The organism is Proteiniclasticum sp. C24MP, assembly GCF_043951855.1.
Classification (GTDB): domain Bacteria; phylum Bacillota; class Clostridia; order Clostridiales; family Clostridiaceae; genus Proteiniclasticum.
Map to the genome: position 1 here is coordinate 1 of NZ_JBINJW010000021.1, position 17,756 is coordinate 17,756.

12 protein-coding genes are annotated in these 17,756 nt (G+C 46.9%); 7 read left to right on the forward strand and 5 right to left on the reverse strand.

All coding sequences use genetic code 11. The features are described 5' to 3' along the window. A partial coding sequence (locus ACHAL6_RS12080; protein WP_395270928.1) for a PHP domain-containing protein occupies positions 1–818 on the reverse strand: 818 nt, incomplete at its 3' end. 268 nt (positions 819–1,086) lie between these two features. Between ACHAL6_RS12080 and ACHAL6_RS12085 the strand changes: the two genes are divergently transcribed. Next, positions 1,087–4,506, forward strand: a complete 3,420-nt coding sequence (locus ACHAL6_RS12085) for a 5'-nucleotidase C-terminal domain-containing protein (RefSeq protein ID WP_395270929.1) — start codon at positions 1,087–1,089, stop codon at positions 4,504–4,506. Positions 4,507–4,587: 81 nt separating this feature from the next. Here ACHAL6_RS12085 and ACHAL6_RS12090 read toward each other — a convergent pair whose 3' ends face one another. Further along, positions 4,588–5,457 (reverse strand): helix-turn-helix domain-containing protein, encoded by an 870-nt coding sequence (locus ACHAL6_RS12090; protein WP_395270930.1) that lies wholly within the window; start codon positions 5,455–5,457, stop codon positions 4,588–4,590. A 171-nt stretch (positions 5,458–5,628) separates the two neighbouring features. On the opposite strand from ACHAL6_RS12090, the gene ACHAL6_RS12095 reads away from it, so the two are divergent. Beyond that, on the forward strand, positions 5,629–6,996 hold the full coding sequence (locus ACHAL6_RS12095) for an MFS transporter (RefSeq protein WP_395270931.1): 1,368 nt from the start codon (positions 5,629–5,631) through the stop codon (positions 6,994–6,996). 11 nt (positions 6,997–7,007) lie between these two features. Continuing rightward, positions 7,008–7,829 carry a creatininase family protein gene (locus ACHAL6_RS12100; protein WP_395270932.1) on the forward strand — a complete coding sequence of 274 codons (822 nt, stop codon included), beginning with the start codon at positions 7,008–7,010 and terminating at the stop codon, positions 7,827–7,829. 59 nt (positions 7,830–7,888) lie between these two features. Here the strand turns inward: ACHAL6_RS12100 and ACHAL6_RS12105 are convergent, their stop codons facing one another. Both ACHAL6_RS12105 and ACHAL6_RS12110 read right to left on the reverse strand, forming a co-directional pair. After that, positions 7,889–9,139, reverse strand: a complete 1,251-nt coding sequence (locus ACHAL6_RS12105) for a hypothetical protein (RefSeq protein ID WP_395270933.1) — start codon at positions 9,137–9,139, stop codon at positions 7,889–7,891. A 16-nt stretch (positions 9,140–9,155) separates the two neighbouring features. Then, the gene (locus ACHAL6_RS12110) at positions 9,156–13,994 is read right to left on the reverse strand and encodes a cytidyltransferase (RefSeq protein ID WP_395270934.1); all 4,839 of its coding nucleotides are present in this window, start codon (positions 13,992–13,994) and stop codon (positions 9,156–9,158) included. A gap of 202 nt (positions 13,995–14,196) precedes the next feature. Between ACHAL6_RS12110 and ACHAL6_RS12115 the strand changes: the two genes are divergently transcribed. The 4 genes from ACHAL6_RS12115 (at position 14,197) to ACHAL6_RS12130 (ending at position 17,107) form a co-directional block, all read left to right on the forward strand. Beyond that, the gene (locus ACHAL6_RS12115; protein WP_395270935.1) at positions 14,197–14,547 is read left to right on the forward strand and encodes a hypothetical protein; all 351 of its coding nucleotides are present in this window, start codon (positions 14,197–14,199) and stop codon (positions 14,545–14,547) included. Between the two features lie 31 nt (positions 14,548–14,578). Next, on the forward strand, positions 14,579–15,526 hold the full coding sequence (locus tag ACHAL6_RS12120; RefSeq protein WP_395270936.1) for a DUF4097 family beta strand repeat-containing protein: 948 nt from the start codon (positions 14,579–14,581) through the stop codon (positions 15,524–15,526). Between the two features lie 90 nt (positions 15,527–15,616). Next, the gene (locus ACHAL6_RS12125) at positions 15,617–15,805 is read left to right on the forward strand and encodes a ferredoxin (RefSeq protein WP_395270937.1); all 189 of its coding nucleotides are present in this window, start codon (positions 15,617–15,619) and stop codon (positions 15,803–15,805) included. A gap of 90 nt (positions 15,806–15,895) precedes the next feature. Continuing rightward, positions 15,896–17,107 (forward strand): hypothetical protein, encoded by a 1,212-nt coding sequence (locus tag ACHAL6_RS12130; protein ID WP_395270938.1) that lies wholly within the window; start codon positions 15,896–15,898, stop codon positions 17,105–17,107. 88 nt (positions 17,108–17,195) lie between these two features. Here the strand turns inward: ACHAL6_RS12130 and ACHAL6_RS12135 are convergent, their stop codons facing one another. Beyond that, the gene (locus tag ACHAL6_RS12135; protein ID WP_395270939.1) at positions 17,196–17,522 is read right to left on the reverse strand and encodes a PTS sugar transporter subunit IIB; all 327 of its coding nucleotides are present in this window, start codon (positions 17,520–17,522) and stop codon (positions 17,196–17,198) included. Positions 17,523–17,756 lie beyond the last annotated feature (234 nt).

Genomic DNA, 17,756 nt, shown 5'->3' on the forward strand with positions numbered 1-17,756 from the left:
CAGAACAGGTTCAGGAAGGGTTTCAGAAGTTCCATGTCATACTCCATGGACCCCAGATATCCGTGTTTCACATCCCCGATGATGCCATGAAAGTCTGATCCTACCGTCACAAGAAGGTTTCGAGCCTTTGCGGCTTCCAGACTTTTCTTCGTCATTTCTTCGTCGTTCAGGAAGTAGAAACATTCCAGTCCGTCGAAGTCAAAGGTGAGGAGATCATCCAGTGTATTTCTGGTGTAAATGACAGGGTGCGCCAGGACCACCACTGCACCATGTTTTCTGAGAAGTGAGATTCCTTCCTCTATTGAGATTTTGATGTTGGGTATATAGGCCGGGCTTTTCTTATCCAGATATTTCATGAACGCTTCATTATAGGTAAGATGAGGAACTTTCTCGTGCACCGCATGGGCGAGGTTTGCTCTTGTCAGCACGCCATGGTTGGATGCCCTCAGCTTTTCATAGTCGATTTCCAGATCGAAATGATGTTTCAGGTTCACAATGAACTGTCTGATTCTCTCATTACGCGCATGGTGCAGTTCATCCAGCTTGTCCAGAAATTCCTGATTCTTATATCCTTCATTATTCCAGTACCCAAGGATATGGATGCTTTCACCATGAAGACTTGTGGTCAGTTCGATGCCTGGTATGTATCGGAAGTCCGAATCGTCAAGAAGCGGGATCATTTCAAAATGACCCTTGACGGTATCATGGTCCGTCAGCGCCATATAGGACAGATTTTCTTTCACTGCCAGGTCATGGAGTTCACTGGTTGTGAGTCTTCCGTCAGAGCAGGTGGTATGACAATGCAGTTCTATTTTCATTTACATCATTCCTTTTCTTTCTGTTAACAGTATCTTAATAAATTTAGTTGACATAATGAGTTATGCACATAATCTAGTAAAGCCTATAATAGCATGTTTACGGCGATTATAAAAATATATTTTCTATTATGTAAACGTTTATAAGGCCAATTTGTTACATATCTATAAAACATCAGGAAACACCCGTCTTTTGGGTTATGTAAACCATTACTTACAGATATAATAACATTAGAGGCCATTTTTGGCTAAATTTTTTGGAGGTGTAGTTTTGAGGAAAAGAAAATCAATCCGATCTCTATCTATCGCATTGGCACTGATTTTTTCGTTTGCACTTATTCCGGGTCAGCGTTTCTATGCGGATGAAGTTGTAGAACCGCCGGCAGCTGTTGAAGCGGAGCCACCAGCAGAGGAAGCAGTTCCACCGGCACCAGAGACTGAAGAGCCTGCTGAGCCTGTGGAAGAGGTTCCAGAGGAAGAAGCAGTCGACTCGGAAACCGCAGCACCTGAAGAGGAAACTCTTCCGGAACCGCTGGAAGAGCCTGATGATGCAGAGGACCTGACGATAACATCAGCTCCTGTGGCACCTATGGCTATCGCTGAACTAGATGCTTCCGCAGTTCTTGATTATTATTCCATCAATGATTTTCATGGAACAGTAGACGATTCAGCCAGTTCCAGCAATCCTGGAGTTGCAAGACTGCAGACCTATCTATTAAGTCAGAAGAAACTGAATCCTCACACGTATTTCCTGTCCGCAGGAGATCACTATCAGGGATCCCCTATTTCCAACCTGACTCATGGAGAAGTGGTCAACGAGATTCTTTCCCATATGGGGCTTCTGGCATCAGCCATCGGAAACCATGAATTCGACTGGGGTTCAGACCTCATTCCATTATGGGCACAGAGCGGTGGATTCCCATTTGTGGCATCCAACATTGAAGTGGAAGAAGCCAAGAAACCTGCTGGCTGGGATGACCATGTCAAGCCATACTACATTCATGAAGTGATGGTGGAAGGTGTTCCAGTAAGAGTCGGATTTGTCGGCATTGCAACACCAGAGACATCCTATAAGACAACAGCAGAATATGTTGACGGATTCACCTTTACGGATCCTACGGAATCTGTGAATTACTGGACAAATGAACTGAGAACGAACCATGATGTGGATGCGGTCATCGCACTGACACATCTTGGCGCATACCAGGATGGAGATGTGGTCACAGGTGAAGCTGCAGACCTTGCAAAGGGTGTAACAGCAGAGCTTGATGCCATCGTCACCGGACATACACATCAGGTGATAGATGGAATGGTCAACGGCATCGTGATTGTTCAAGGACAATACAACGGAAGAAGTCTATCCAAGGTTTCACTGGCCTTTGACCTGACCGGAACTACGGAAGCTCCTGTAGTGGAGCTTACAGGGGTCACCGGTGATGTCATCAACATCAGAAATATGAAGGTGGATCTTGTGGAAGACCCTGCGGTGAAAGCCATCATAGACGAGTATTACGTGGTGCTTGGACCGATTCTTGAAGAAGAACTGGGCACCATCGCCTATAACCTTCCTCATGATACAGATACAATGCAGGTGACACCAATGGGGCAGTTTGTAGCTGCTGCAATGGCAGAACTCGGTGGAACAGAAATCGCCATCATAAACGGTGGAGGAATCAGAGGCGGATTTGAAGCCGGAACCATCACCATGGGTGATATGTACAGCATTCTTCCATTTGACAACACACTTGTGACACTGGAAGTCACCGGTGCAGAACTGAAGAAACTCATCGAACATGGAATCTATCCACCAACATTCAGACCAGGTCAGTTCTACGGAATTGAAGTCTGGTATGACAAGGATGCGGAAGCAGGAGAAAAAATCACAAAGATTCAGCTTCTGGATGGAACCCCAGTAGAAGATGACGCGTATTACACAGTTTCCACACTGGACTTTCTGATCACTGGTGGAGACAAATATGATTACAGCAAGGCCATCAACGTTGTAGACACGTATCTGCCGCTGAGAGATCTCATAGCAGAAGCAATTGAAGAGATGGGCGAAATCGAATTCGTCTATGAAACAAATCTTTTCATCAAACAGACACTGTCTATGGACTACTATGCCATCAATGACTTCCATGGCAACGTGGACAGTTCAGGCAGCAGCAAAAATCCTGGACTTGCAAGAATACAGACTTTCCTCAGAGAGAGAATCGCAGAAAATGCACATACCTACTTTCTTTCTGCTGGAGACCATTTCCAGGGCACAGCGATTTCAAACCTTACACATGGTGAAGTCGTCAATGAGATCCTGAAGGAAATGAATCTGCTCGCTTCGGCAGTTGGTAATCACGAATTCGACTGGGGCAGCGATCTGATTCCTACCTGGGCGAAGGATGGAGAATATCTGTTCCTGGCTTCCAATATAGAAGTGGAAGAAGACAAGAAACCTGAAGGATGGGATGACTATGTGGTTCCATACATGGTGCAGGAACACATCGTCAACGGCACAGAAGTTAAGATAGGGTTCATCGGCATAGCTACACCTGAAACAAAGTTCAAGACTGCAGCTGAAAATGTTGTAGGCTATACCTTCACAGATCCGGCAGAAGCCACCAATAAATGGGCCAAGGTTCTGAAGGAACAGGAAAATGTGGATGCCATCATCGCGCTCACACATCTGGGATCCTTCCAGAAAGACGGTGTCGTTTCCGGTGAAATCGTGGAATATGCAAATGAAGTGGAAGGCATCGATGCCATCTTCACAGGACATACCCATCAGGTTGTAAATGGCAGAGTCAATGACATCGCCATCGTGCAGGGTGGATACAACGGCAGAAATCTGTCACAGATCACACTGGACTTTGAAGTGAATGATACAGTGGTTACGCTTCTGGCAGCCACCGGCAACGTGATCAACATGACAGAACTGATTCCTGAACTGGAAGAAGATGCAGTCGTGAAGACCATCGTTGACAAGTATTACGAAGAGCTTGCACCGATTCTGGATGAGGTTCTTGGAACACTTACAAACGATCTGCCTCATGATACAGATACAATGCAGGTTACCCCAATGGGACAGTTCATTGCCAAGTCTCTGGCGGAAATCGGCGGAACACAGATTGCCATCATCAACGGTGGTGGAATCAGAAGAGGATTCGACAAGGGCGACATCACCATGGGGCTCATGTATGAACTTCTTCCATTTGACAACACACTGGTTACATTGAAGGTCACTGGAGCAGAACTGAAGAAACTCATAGAACACGGACTCCATCCTGAAGATTTCAGACCTGGACAGTTCTATGGCATCGAAGTCTGGTATGATGACGAGGCGGAAGCTGGAAACAGAATATCAACCATCAGACTTCTTGACGGCACTCTGGTGAAGGATGACGAAACCTATACTGTATCCACACTGGATTTCCTTCTGACAGGTGGAGACAATTACGATTACAGCAAGGCAACGGATGTTGTAGATACCTATATTCCAGTAAGAGATGTCATTGCTGAAATGATCAGAGAAAAAGAAGTCATTTCTCACGTATATGTGGAACACCTTCATGTGGGTGAGGATATCAGACTTCCTGCAGCTGGTTCAATCGGAGACAGCTTATACTATGGAATGGGTGTCATGTCCATTCTCGCAGCTGGCGTAATCACAAGAAAAGGAAAGAAAAAAGCAGCATAAAGATAGGTGTGATCAGACGCCTGGAATGCACCAGGCGATGATTCACACAATCTGATCCATACACTATAAGACCCCTGAACCTTAAAATGGTTCAGGGGTCTTGATTTTGCCTTTGTATTGCTTCTGCATGGACTTCGGAGACATACCGAAAGTCTTGCGAAAGGCCTTGTAAAACGAAGTGTATTCGGAGAATCCGCACTGAAAAGCCACTTCGGAAATATTCATGCCTGACAGGATGGAGTTCTTCGCATGGATCAGTCTTCTCTGGAGCACAACCTGGTAGAAGGACATGTTGTGCTTTTCCTTGAAAAGATGGGTGATTTTGGACTTGCTGATATTGAATACTCCGGAAAGATCATCCAGTGAAATCTTCTCTGCGTAATGTTCAAAGACATAGTATGTCATATCTTTTATGAGCATCTCATTATCCTTCTTCTGCCGGGTTCTCAGTTTCTGGAAATAGACGGTCCGGTTCATATGCACCATGGTTGTGATGAAAAGTGCTTCCACCGCTGCAGGCCTGCACACATTCTCCTCCGTGTACTCCGTAAAGAGCATGAAGACCACGGAGTAGAGACCCTGCCATGTGGCCTTGGGACTTTTCAGTAGAATAAGATCCTCTTCACTGTTCGTCTCATAAATGGTATTCAGTTCAGGTGTCTTTCTGATCAGGTCAGACCAGTACTGCTCCCTGAACTGAATCACGATGGATGATTTCTCTGTCTCCTCCGAGATGCTGCTTCTGATCTGGAAGTTCGAGTGAGGTTTCACGAAAACAATATCACCAAGACCCAACTCCAGCTGCTCATTGTTGACGAATAGAATCAGACTGCTGTTCATGTTGAACAGAATCAGGTGCTGATTCCCCGTGAAAACATCCTTAGACGGTTCGTGACAGAATTCACTTAGCGTGGATAACTCTATATTATTGATGACACTTTTCTCAGACATGACATATTCACCTCAAACATATTATAGAAGAAAATCTGAAGAATTGCCAGAATTGCAATGTTTTAGATTTTTTAATCAATTTTGTCAATGTCAAAGTGATGTTATATTGTTGTCAATGAATTCATTTACACTATCCAGGTCTTTACAATTATTTTTAAGGAGTTTAATTATATGAGAAAATTTGGAGTCAGAGATCAGATCGGCTATCTCTTCGGTGATATGGCCGGAAGTTTCGTGAACCTTTATGTGGATGCGTTTTTCCTCACTTTCTGCACCTATGTGCTAGGGGTCAGCCCTTATTTCATGGCATCGCTGTTTCTTGGGTCCAGGCTGTGGGATGCCGTGAATGATCCCATCATCGGCTCTTTCCCTGACAGATGGCAGATCGGAAAGTCCGGAGACAAATTCAAGCCATATATTAAAATCGCCATGTTCCCCCTGGCGTTATCGGTAATCCTGGCTTTCTATGATGTATCTGCATGGTCATCCACTGCAAAACACATCTGGATCGTGGCAGCGTATATCTTCTATGGCATGAGCTATACGGGAACCTCCATGCCTTACGGATCTCTTGTGGCTGTCATCACAGACAATCCGGTGGAAAGAACGAAGCTTTCCAGAGCAAGATCCTTTGGAGGACTCATTGTAGGTGCAGGTTTTCTGTCCATCGTTCCTCAGCTGGTCTTCAACAAGGCAGGGGAAGTGGTTCCGGTGAACTTCTTCTATATTGCAGTTGCATTTGCGGCGCTGTCTCTCATCAGTTATACAGTCACACTGAAACTGACAACGGAAAGAATAAGACAGCCGAAGATTGCAGACGAAAAATTCGACTACGGTAAAGTGCTCCGAAGTGTGCTGAAGAACAGACCGCTCATAGGTGTCATGGTGGCCACAGTGGGAAGTCTTCTCTACATCACAGGAAACAGTCAGCTGGGTGCCTACATCTACAAGGAATACTATCAGGCTCCTCAGGTGCTGACATTTGTGACGCTCAGCATGATTCCCATGATGCTCATCGCATTTCCCATCATTCCGAAGCTTTCGGGTAAGTACGGAAAACGTAAGCTGATTCTGGTATCGACTGCAGTAAACTTCGTGTTTGCGCTGTTTCTGCTGCTGGTCCCCATAAAGAATGTGTATCTGTTCCTGCTTCTTTACACACTGGCCAATGCAGGGCAGACCGTATTCATGATGATCATCTGGGCGCTGGTGACGGATACGCTGGATTATCATGAATACATCACAGGAGAAAGAAGCGATGGATCACTGTTCTCCATCTACACGTTCTCCCGTAAGATCGGTTCGACTCTGGCATCCACGCTTGCAAGTGTCATGCTGGGGATGGTCGGATTCGTTTCCGGCGCAGCGGTTCAGGCTCCTGCCGTAGCGGAGAACATCAGAACGCTGACCACGGCAGTGCCTGTCATCACAACCATTCTTCAGCTCATCGGCATCGGCCTGATCTTCAATCTGTCAAAGGAAAGAATGGATGAGATTCAGGCTGAACTGAAAGAGAAGAGACTACTGAAAGCGAACTAAAGGGAGGAACAATGAGAACACGAATTTTTTCAAGACTGACGAACAGGGAAGCGGAAGAGTATCTGGAGAATCGATCAACCATCATCGTACCAGTGGGTACGGTGGAGATGCATGGTGATTTTCCTCTGGACTGTGAAACCGTCGTATCCGAAGCCATTGCACTGAAGATGGCTGAAAAGACCGACAGCGTCATCCTGAACAACCTGCCCTACTTTTACGCAGGGGCCACTCTGGCTGGCAGGGGAACGGTTCAGGTCAGTATCAGAGAAGGAATCGATTATCTCTACGCGGTAGCGAAATCGCTGCTGAGACAGGGATTCCGGAAACAGGTCTATCTCAGTTTCCATGGACCAGCTCATATGACGCTGAGTCCCATGGTGAGAGATTTCTTTGATGAGACCAAGACACCCATACTCTATCTTGATCTGATCATGGCTGTGTTCAAGCATGCCAAAGAGCTGATTCCTGACGGGAATTTCTACGATATCTATGTGGGTGCCTACGACATCATGGGAAGGCTCGAAGATGTGCCGCTGATGCCTGAAAAGAAGGAGGAAGAGAAGAAGGATTCCTCTGTCAAGGAATTTCAGAACCTTTTCTCACTGGCTTACCAGTCTGCAGCAGTGGGCTATTACTTCGGGGAAAAGAGCGACCATGCCCAGACCCATGTCATCAGAACAATAGAGGAGCGGCAGCAGATGGCAGAACGCGGAAAGAAGATCATAGAAGCACTGGTGGACAAGCTGGACATGCCTTCTGTATTGAAGCAGCTGGATGACCTGGATGATTTTCAGAAAAGCAGTGTATTCACGAAATACGGTGAATGGTTATAGACAAAAGAGGAAGGAAGCGGTTTATGGAACCGCTTCCTTCCTCTTTGTGATTATTCAGTTTATGATTCTCTGCCGTCATAGAGCGTAGTCAGAAGCTCCTCTGTTTCACGCAGGAGCGGTCTGAGCGCAGGAAGGGATACTTTGCCTGGGAAGGTGAAACTCTCCTTCAGGGTGTTTCTGGAGCCCATGAAGACCCTGCCGTTATACCAGGTGCTGAGATGCTCCTCTTCATTCAGCGCTTTCAGTATGGAGATGGCGCCGGAGGAAAGAGCAGGAGCGATGTAGGGTTTGAAACCCGTCTCTCGCACGCGGAAGTTTTCCCGTTCGGTCAGGTGTGTGAGTTCTTCGGAAAGCTTCGGATCATAGTTTTCAGTGGAATTGATCACAATGAGTCCTTTGCCATGGGGTCCGAAGGTTCTGAGCGCTTCGGAGAAGACACCTTTTTCTTTCGCGATGAATCTTGCCCTGGCTTCCATGACGCCGAGTCCGAAGCCTCGTATCCTATGATCTGGAATCTTCCCTTCATCCATGAGGTTCATGCACAGAAGATCCACCGGATCCGAGACGATGAAGTAGTAACCTTTGAATCCGGCCTCTTCCGCTTTCCGGGCATAATCAAGCAGAATCCTTCTGTTCTTCTCGAACTGCACCAGTCTTACATCCGTAAGGCTTGTGCCCACTGGGGGGATATAGACCGATACGGTGAACACCAGCACATCCGTATCGAAGATCTCTTCGATTCCGGCCTCAGTCACAGGTGGAAGCGCAGTGCCGTCACTGACTTCATTGATCTCCAGGTAGTATCGCCGTCTTTTCTTTTCATCCAGATCGAAGATGCGGATTTCCTTCAGGATGTCTCTTCCCAGAAGTCTCAGACCCATGAGGAGTGTTCCACCCACATCACCCAGTCCCAGAATGGAGAGGGTGAAGGGTTTCTTCTTCTTCATGACTTCCGTCATGATCGAAGCATCTTTTTCCCGGATCATGTGGACCTGAAAGTCCAGTCTGTTTTCGCTTTCAAGAAGAAGGGCAGCTCCGTTTTCTTCCAGCAGTTCTTCCAGAGTTCCTGCTATGTATCTGGAAGGGAAGGCATCCTCTTCCAGTATCATGAAGAGGGGGTCCCCGGCAAGAATCAGGCTTTCCATCTGAGAGAGGAGGTCTTCTTTCGCATCGGTGTCCTCCAGCAGAGCTTCGATTCGTCCGCTCATCTTCTCCTCCAGATCCTTCATGAAGTCTTTCACAGCCAGACTTCCGTCAAGCCTTCTCGTTTCAATATAGGCCAGTATTTCATGTTTTCTAAAAATACTCATGTTCATGGGTTTCTCCTTACTGTATCAGTTTTTCAAGTCTTGTCAGCTCCTCCAGATCGGAACCAAGATAAAAGGTCGGTGCTTTATAGAGGTCATAGGTCAGGTCAGGACCCTTATCCGGTACCCTTGGCATGCTGAAGACCTGTCCCAGGGAGGACAAGGTCAGTTTTCTTTCATAGACCCTGTGGAATTCCTCTTCGATGATGCTCAGTATGGTCATGGCGTTTTCTATGGAGGTTTTCGAGAGTTCGTAGACGCTCTTGGCACCGGCATCCATGATGAAGGTCGGTGTGGTATAGGGAAGGATCAGATTGATGGATTCAATGAGGTTTCGCTTCGGATATTCTCCTCTCCAGAGGGCGTCTCCGCCCATGAAGGGATACAGATCCTTCTCGTTGAACCAGGCTTTGAGCCTGGGGAGATAATATACGCCATCCACCTTGTACTCCTTGCCGGACATCATATCCATTCCTTTGGCGGAGAGGATTCCAGTGATGATCTTACGGACTTCGATGCCGTGGGATTTCAGAAGCGGGCTTAAGGCATTCATTCTATACCCCTTGTGCAGAATCGTATCCACCAGGATCACCGGTTTTCTGAAGGAGGAGAGCGTCTTCACCTGATTTTCCAGCGTCAGGTAGAACGGCACTTCCCGGATGGCAAAGCTCTTCATGTCGGAGCTGAAATACTTCTCCGAATGGATGGATTTGGTGACGGTGTTGGGGACCACAGAGCGGTCCAGTACATCACCGTAGGGAACACACATGTATCGGCCGAGCATTCTGGGCTTGGTTTCCTCCATGGGCACATTGTTCTCCTGACAGATGAGACTGATGATGCCCTGCTGGAGCATCAGGGGTTCAAAGGGGAGAACCAGATTGCCGGGATAAAGGGCGCCGATGGCCTTCATGAGGTTCGCTCGGGTTTCATTGATTCTGTTTCTGACCTTCTGATTGCTTCTGAAGGGATCCTTCAGGATGTTCTCCATGTCGAGGTTCAGTGCGATGGGGGTACTCATGTCCACATAGTACACCGGTTCATGGCAGTCCAGCATCTTGAAATTATAAAGGCCAAGAAGACTGAGGAACTTCTCTTCTTTCAGGTACTTGTTCTTGGGCAGGAAGAGGGCACACTCGTAATCTCTGGAAACACCGAAGGACAGGGTTTCTGTGAGAAGAATCTGATGGTAGTTTCTCAGCCTGTCCGGAGCGGAGATGTAGAGGCCGTCAAGGACCATGATTCTTCCCAGATTCAGCGCACGCACTTTGTCCGCAAAGGCGGATGATTTCATCTCATCCATGAGATTCTCACTTCTAGCCCAGTGGAATATACTCATGCCGATGGGCTTGCCGCTGGTGCGATCCGTCAGGGTCAGGACTCTTCCGGAAGGTTTCTGGAAGGTGTCTTTGATGAATCTCGAAATCACGTGTCTGCTTGTGGGGAAAAGTCTGTCTATGCTTTCTGAGAGTTCAGGGTCCATCTCACGATAGATCTTTTTCTCAAGGAAGGTGAGACTCACCAGTGATTTGTCCACAGGCGCTTTCTGATAGAATCCGTTCATGTAGATATAATTCTGCGCCATGGGGTCGATGAGGCTAGAGATGTCTCTGTTCTCATCGATGTTGGTGCGGATCTTCGAAGAACTGACTTCTTTCAGCTCTTTGGGCAGATCCATGAAGACCACATGTTCCACCAGGCTTTCTATGGTTTTTCTGGCTCCGCGGATTCTGGTGCGGTCAAAGACCAGATGGTTGATGGTGTGTATGGAATGCTCCGTGGGTTCGCTCTTGTAGCTGGAAGCATTGATGACCACATCACTGCCGCAGACCATGTAGACCTCTTCATTGAAGATGGTTTTCAGCTTCAGCAGATCTTCATCGCTTGCGATATTCACGGGAATATCCGCAGGGAAGAGATACAGGTCCAGTTCTCCCGCAGTACTCATCTCAAGGATTCTTCTTCTGACGTTGTTCGGCAGGGTCTTCTTGGACCAGGAGAACTCGTCGATGGAGAGATAGACTTCATACCCTTCATCTCGGATCAGTTTGGCAATGGCTAAGTGAGAGAGGGTGAAGGGGTCAAAGGTACCGGGGAAGAAGGCATACTTCGTGGTGCTTGCATGGATGAACTGCTTGTTTTCATGAAGATAGTCGTTCATGAAACGATAGATGTTGTTAAGCCCTACACTCTGGCAGAGGAACAGGAGGTTTCTCGTCTCATTGGTCAGAAGCGTGATGAGCTTCTTGTAGACGAAGAGGAACACCTGATTCTTGCTTTCCAGTGTCAGGATGTCCGAAGCGAAGATGACCTTGCCGATGGTGGTGAAGGAGGCTCTTATGGTCAGGTTCTCATAATCCGCCATACCGTAGAGAAGCACGCTGAGCATGCTCTTGATCCGATCGACTCTTTCCTTCTGGGTCAGATCGGTGCTTCTCATGCCGAACTGAATGAAGGATTCAAGGGTGGTGCCCAGGGTCTTTATGAGCAGGGATTTCACCGAAGGGTTGGCCGTCTTCACCTTGATGAGAAGATCGTCGATGATTTCGTCGAATTCCTTCATGTCCAAATACAGCAGCACTTTCCCGAGCGGTTTCGGAATATATTCCGTGAAGCGGTGTCCTTCGATCTCAAGGGCACGCAGAAGCTCCACGGCCACTTCATTGCGCTCATAGGAGGAAAGTCTTCTCATGAGGGTCATGAGGGCATTGCCGGCGGTTCTTCGAACGGATTCTATGGCCGAAACCTTCAAAAGATTGCACAGATGAAGGGAAGTGTTGATGGGAGAGATGAGGTTTCCATCCAGGGTATAGAAAACCAGGAGCCTGATGTTGTTTCTCTTGGCGATCCAGTGGGTGGCGGTCTTCAGGTTGTTCAGGAACACTTCTTCCATTTCCGCTTTTCTGTTTTTGAGATCCGTTTCCAGTGCTTTGCGCTTTTCCGGCATGGAAAGCTGACCCGCCAGTTTCATATAGAGAAAGACCTCTGTGATGTCCGTCTTTCTATTCACCTTCTGAAGCCTTGTGCTCAGATACTCGATGAACTCTTCACTGTAGTGACTGATGGGGTAGCTGGTGGTGATGAGTTCCAGCACCGAAACTCTCTGCATGATGCTGCCTTTGAGCACCGTACGATAGAAGTCTTCTTTCAGCTTTCCTGAAAATGGGATATAACGGATCGCTTCCGTCAGGAAAATATTGGTCTCCTGTCTTTTCGGGCTGATGTTTTCATAATACTTTTCCACTACAGCTGTATATTCACCGATTCTTGATTCAGGCAGGCTGTCAAAGAGGTTCTTGATCATGGTGGAAAGGGAGTAGCCCAGCTGCATCTTGTGGCTGTCTATGACCTTGTGGCCGGGATAGAGAATCTTCTTCAGCGTGGAATCCAGAAGACGAAGACCTGACACGTTGGAGGAAGGAGCCACTTCTTCCAGAGGGATCTCCTTCCGGTAGTCCTCATCGAAGCTTCCGATGATGTCTCCAAGCATTTCCGCACTGTGATACCTTATGTCATCTTCCGGATGAATGAGGCATTCCAGCAGAAAGCTTATGACCTGGAGCTTCTGTCCCTGGGTCAGGTAAGTGGAATACTCTTCGAAGATGCGCAGGTATTCTCTCAGGTCCTTCCAGTCACGAAGAGACCTGGCCTCTTCAAGAAGCGTATCCATGCTGAACTCATCTCGTAGAAGATGCATGACTTTGATGTTGTGATCAATGGCATGATATTTAAGCCTGTCGATGATCTCATCGCCGAAGCAGATGGCAGGCTTCTTCAGGGTGCTTATGTTTTTTCGTGACTCCACGATTTTTCTGTTTTCTTCTTTTCCTGCTACGCTGACTTCCACGCCCAGACTCTTCAGATAAATCTCGAAGTCTTCCAGTTTCGCATACACTCTTTCATATCTTCTCTTTTTCGCCTCGTCCACATTGTCCAGCTTCTCCAGAATCACATGGAAGGATTCATCCAGCGGGTAGATGAACATCTCCTCTTTTCCGTTTATGCTTCTGTTCTTCACTCTGAAGTCGGAGTAGATGAGCACCAGCGCTTCCAGGGACAGGTTTTCCAGTTCCAGATCCCAGGTGCTGTGGTTCACGGCAACGTTTCGGATGTAATCTATGCCGTGCTTTTTGAACCAGATATCCGAATAGTAGTAATGGAGATAGGGGACTCTTCTCATTTCACTGAGCTTGACTCCGTATTTTCCGATGTCGTGTCCTGCCAGAGCACCGGAAACTCTGCCCAGATCGATGGGAAGCCCCAGACTCTTCAGCTGCCTTGCAATGAACATGCCCACATGATGGACGCCCACCACATGGTCCAGGGTGTTGTAACCCAAGAGGTCTCTGGACATCTTCATGAGCGCGTAGATGTGATCTTCCTTGAAAGCCCTTATGAAGCGCTTGTATTCCTCGTTTTCCAGTTCCTGGACTTCTTTCTTGGTCAGAAACTGAAACCCATGTGTGATATAGAATTCATCGCTTCCGGATGCTTCTTCGTTTTTCAGCATCACTTCGTACACTGCGATGAAAATCATGATGAAATCTCTTTCCTCTTTGGTGAAAACCCGATCTCTCGCATCCTCGTCCACTTTCAGGACCAGATAGTCATAGATCATCTCAAGATCCATTTTTTCTATGCGACCCAGGGAACCGAAGGCTTCCCTGACGACCGGAAGCAAGCTCTGGACGCTGTAGTCTCTGTTTTCCAGAAGTCTCGTGATGCCTTGCGTGAATCTCTTCTCTCCGGTAGCATCGAGCATCTCCGTTTTCGTGTAACTTATTTTTCTCAGAAAACCTGACAGTGTCAGGGCCTTTCTGATGTTGGTCAGTACGCTGATTCCTAATACCTGTGACAACTTCATCCCCCCATTCATTCTCCCTTTCATTATATTATGAATCTCCTGAATACTCTACCGTGGAAGGAAAGGTTTTCCTGCGGCAGGGATCTTCAGCCTATTAGAAAAGAGGAAAGCACTCTTTTCTCTGGAAGTGCTTCTGATTTTTAATTCACTTTTAATTCTCGAAGGGTATAGTTTAGAAAAAGAGAGGAGGGAAACCATGGGACCATATAAAAACGGCAAGGGCACCAATCAGACAGCCAGACTCATCGCCCTTATACTGTTTATCATCTTCTTCGGACCTGTACTGATCAGTATTCTGGGTTCTGTGGTCATAGGATTGTTCACCATGGCTCTTTTCCTTCTGGTGGCGGCACTTGTGCTGCTGGCCTCCCCGATTCTCATCATGGTTTTCCCCGCTTCTGCAGGATTCAATATCCCGCAGCTCGCGCTGTTTTTCTTCGGTATTGCCGTCCTGGCAGTTTTTGTGCTTGTAACAGCTGTTGTCATAAGAATCATCAAATGGATTCTTTTCACGATCTGGAATATTTTTAAAAGAATGCTGGGCTAGCGACCCCGGCGAAACTCTGGAGGAATAAAAAATGAGCGGATTTAAGAAAATTGTTGTAACCACGCTGATCATCGCATCCGTATCCATCGGCATCGGTGCCTATATCATTTTTGAATCAGGACTCGGCACAGGCGAGATCGCCAATGAGATCAGAAACCTCATCGGAGGGAATGATATCAGCATCAATCTCGGCAGTGGCGTGGAAGTCAGCGAGGATCTTTCCTATCCCATGGGCAGCAAGGAGATGATTCTTGTGGATACCCCCATCGGAGATCTGGAAGTCATCGGCTATGACGGAGATGAGATAAAGCTTCTTGTGGAAGGAAATGTACCTGAGCGTTACCTTGAGCGTTATCTGAAGGTGGAGGAGAGTGCCACGGAACTTGGCATCTATTTCTACAAAGACATCAGCAACCTGAATTTCGGGATCGGCAGCAGCTACGATATGGATATTACGCTGATGATTCCGGAAGAGTACAAGGAAGATGTGCATTTTGAAAATGTTTCCGGAGAAATCACCATGGAGGGCATCAGTGCAAGAAATGTGCGGGTGGAAAACATTTCAGGAGATATCGTTCTGGAAGACGGAGAACATGAGGAAATCCGGTTCAGCAGCGTTTCCGGACAGTTCATCAGTTACAGTCCTGTCCGCATTCTGGAAGGTGAGACAGTGTCTGGAAGAATCACGGCTACCGGAGTGAAGGAGACCTTCCGTCTGGAGTCCGTGTCAGGAAGTGTCATTGTCACGGCAGAAAGTCTGACAGAGGATTCTGAGATCTCCACGATTTCCGGAGCGGCTGCAGTGGAAATAGAAGAGATCGAAGATCTCAGCTATGACCTTTCCAGTATCAGCGGGAAAATCACCGTGGATACTGGTGATGGAGTGAATCAATCTTCACAATCTCTGGAGAGAAATGTTAACAATACTGTAAAGGTAGATGTGTCAACGGTTTCCGGAAAAATCAGTATCAAATATTAGCAAGTTGTACAAAAAGTTTACAATTTGTTCATAGACTTTGTTATAAAGTTATTTATAATAGGGATATAAAGTATAAAAGGGGTGTTGTATATGAAAGCATTTGTAGATCAGGATCTTTGCATCGGATGTGGAGTTTGTCCAAGCGTTGCTCCTTCAATCTTCGATATGAATGATGATGGAAAGGCTTATGTTATAGTTGACGAAGTTCCAGCTGGCGAAGAAGACTTAGCTGAGGAAGCTGTAGAAAGCTGCCCAGTAGCTGCAATCACAGTAGAATAATTATTTGTGATTCAGAGAGGCCTACGGGCCTCTTTTTTATTTGTCTGAAATGGTGTATATTTGTTATATATTTATTAAACGGAGGACATCATGGAGATTTTTGGAAGAAATACGCTTTTTAAGGTCATGCTCCTATCCATAGCACTGTATCCTGTGGTTCCAGAAGAAAATACGCCTTGGATCGGTGTCTTCATGGGGCTCTTTTTTGCCGTGCACCTTTATGTGGACAAGGATGCCCTGAAGAAGATCCGGCGTGGCAGAAAACAGAATAAGCTTGCCTATGGGCTGGCGACCTTTCTCTTCCTTCTTCTTCAGGTCCTGACCCTGATCTATTCCAGAGATCCCATGGGGACCTTACGGGGAATCCTCATTTATGCATCGGCGTTTGTCATGTTCTTCGTGCTGAAATATGTGCTGAACAGGCCCAACCATACCATGACCCTGATCAAGACGTATTTTTTCTCGGTTCTTCTGGTGGGCATCTACCATGTGGGGCAGGTGGTTTATGATGAAATCGTCAGGGGGATTCCCTTTGATCCTTCCGTCAATTACTCCTTCATGGAGAATCCTGCGGCCTTGGCCTACTTCATGCTGATACCGCTGTTCCCCGCCCTTGGGCTTTATATCTACAAGGAAAAGGACCATGAGTCCAGATTCTATCTCTTTGTCCTGGGTGTTGCCCTGGTGTCCATCTTCATGACAGGTTCAAGAATCGCCGTCATCGGTCTCTTTATCGGGCTGGGTCTGCTGTCCTTCCTGTACTCCATGAAGTTTCTCATCGCGCTGGTTCCCACTGGAGTTTTTCTCATTCTCATTCCGGTGTTTTCCAGAAGGCATGGCCAGTTCTTCGCACTCAGTCAGGAAATGAACAGAGCGCAGTTCTATCTGGAAGTGGTGAAGGAAAACCTTTCGACCATCTTCATCGGCAAAGGATTCAACACCTTCGATGAAACTTTCAGAAGCTTCATGGTGGGCAGACCGCAGCTTCTGAATCTGGATCTTGTCAACAGGCCCTATAATGCGGTTCTGCAGGTGGTCATGGAGATGGGACTGATCGGTCTTGTTCTTGGCGGGCTCATTCTCTTTTTCAAGATCAGAGGCATCGCCACCTATAACAAGTCCATAAAGGTTCAGCCTGTGATGAAGGTCATGTATGTGGGATTCATGGTATCCATGATTGTTCTCATCTTCATAGGGCTCATGGACAGCTATATGCTTGACCCTAAAATCGTATATTCCGTCAGCATCGTCATGGGCATCATGCATGGAGATGCCAACTGGAAGGGGATTCACAAGATCTGATTCCAGGTGCAGATGGGAAAAATCAATCCAGAGTTCAAAAAAGCGTTTCTTCCGGTGAGGGAAGAAACGCTTTAGTTTATTCTATGGATTATTCTTTTTCCGGACTATGTAGACTGAACAGCCTCAAAGCCTGAGCCAGAACCTTTTCTCCGTCCATGAGTCCGTAGTCTCTTGTGGGAATGACTTCCAGCGGAACATCGTGCGCGTCGCACTCTTCTTTGATTTCAGTTAGCGCATGCTTCACCTGGGGTCCCACGAGAACCACATCCGCACCACTGATGTATTTTTTCATGATGGATTCCGGATAGGATTTCACATTCACGGTGATGTCCTTTTTTTCGGCAGCATTTTCGATCTTCCTGATCAGTAGATTGGTGGACAAACCCGTGGAGCAGAATAGTACTATATTGATCAATACAATGACCTCCTCTGATTACTCTGAAAATTCTAATATTCTACCTTCATTTTACCATATGCGGAAGGAGTTAGACAGCAAATCTTTCCTGGAAGAAGCATCAATAGGGCGTATGCAGTGCAGCGGGTATTCATATTTTATAAAATGAAATTGCATAAAATATGAAATAAGGCTATAATAGAAGAGGATTGAAAGCGAGACTGTAAAACACAGTGCGAGCATCAATAGAGAAAT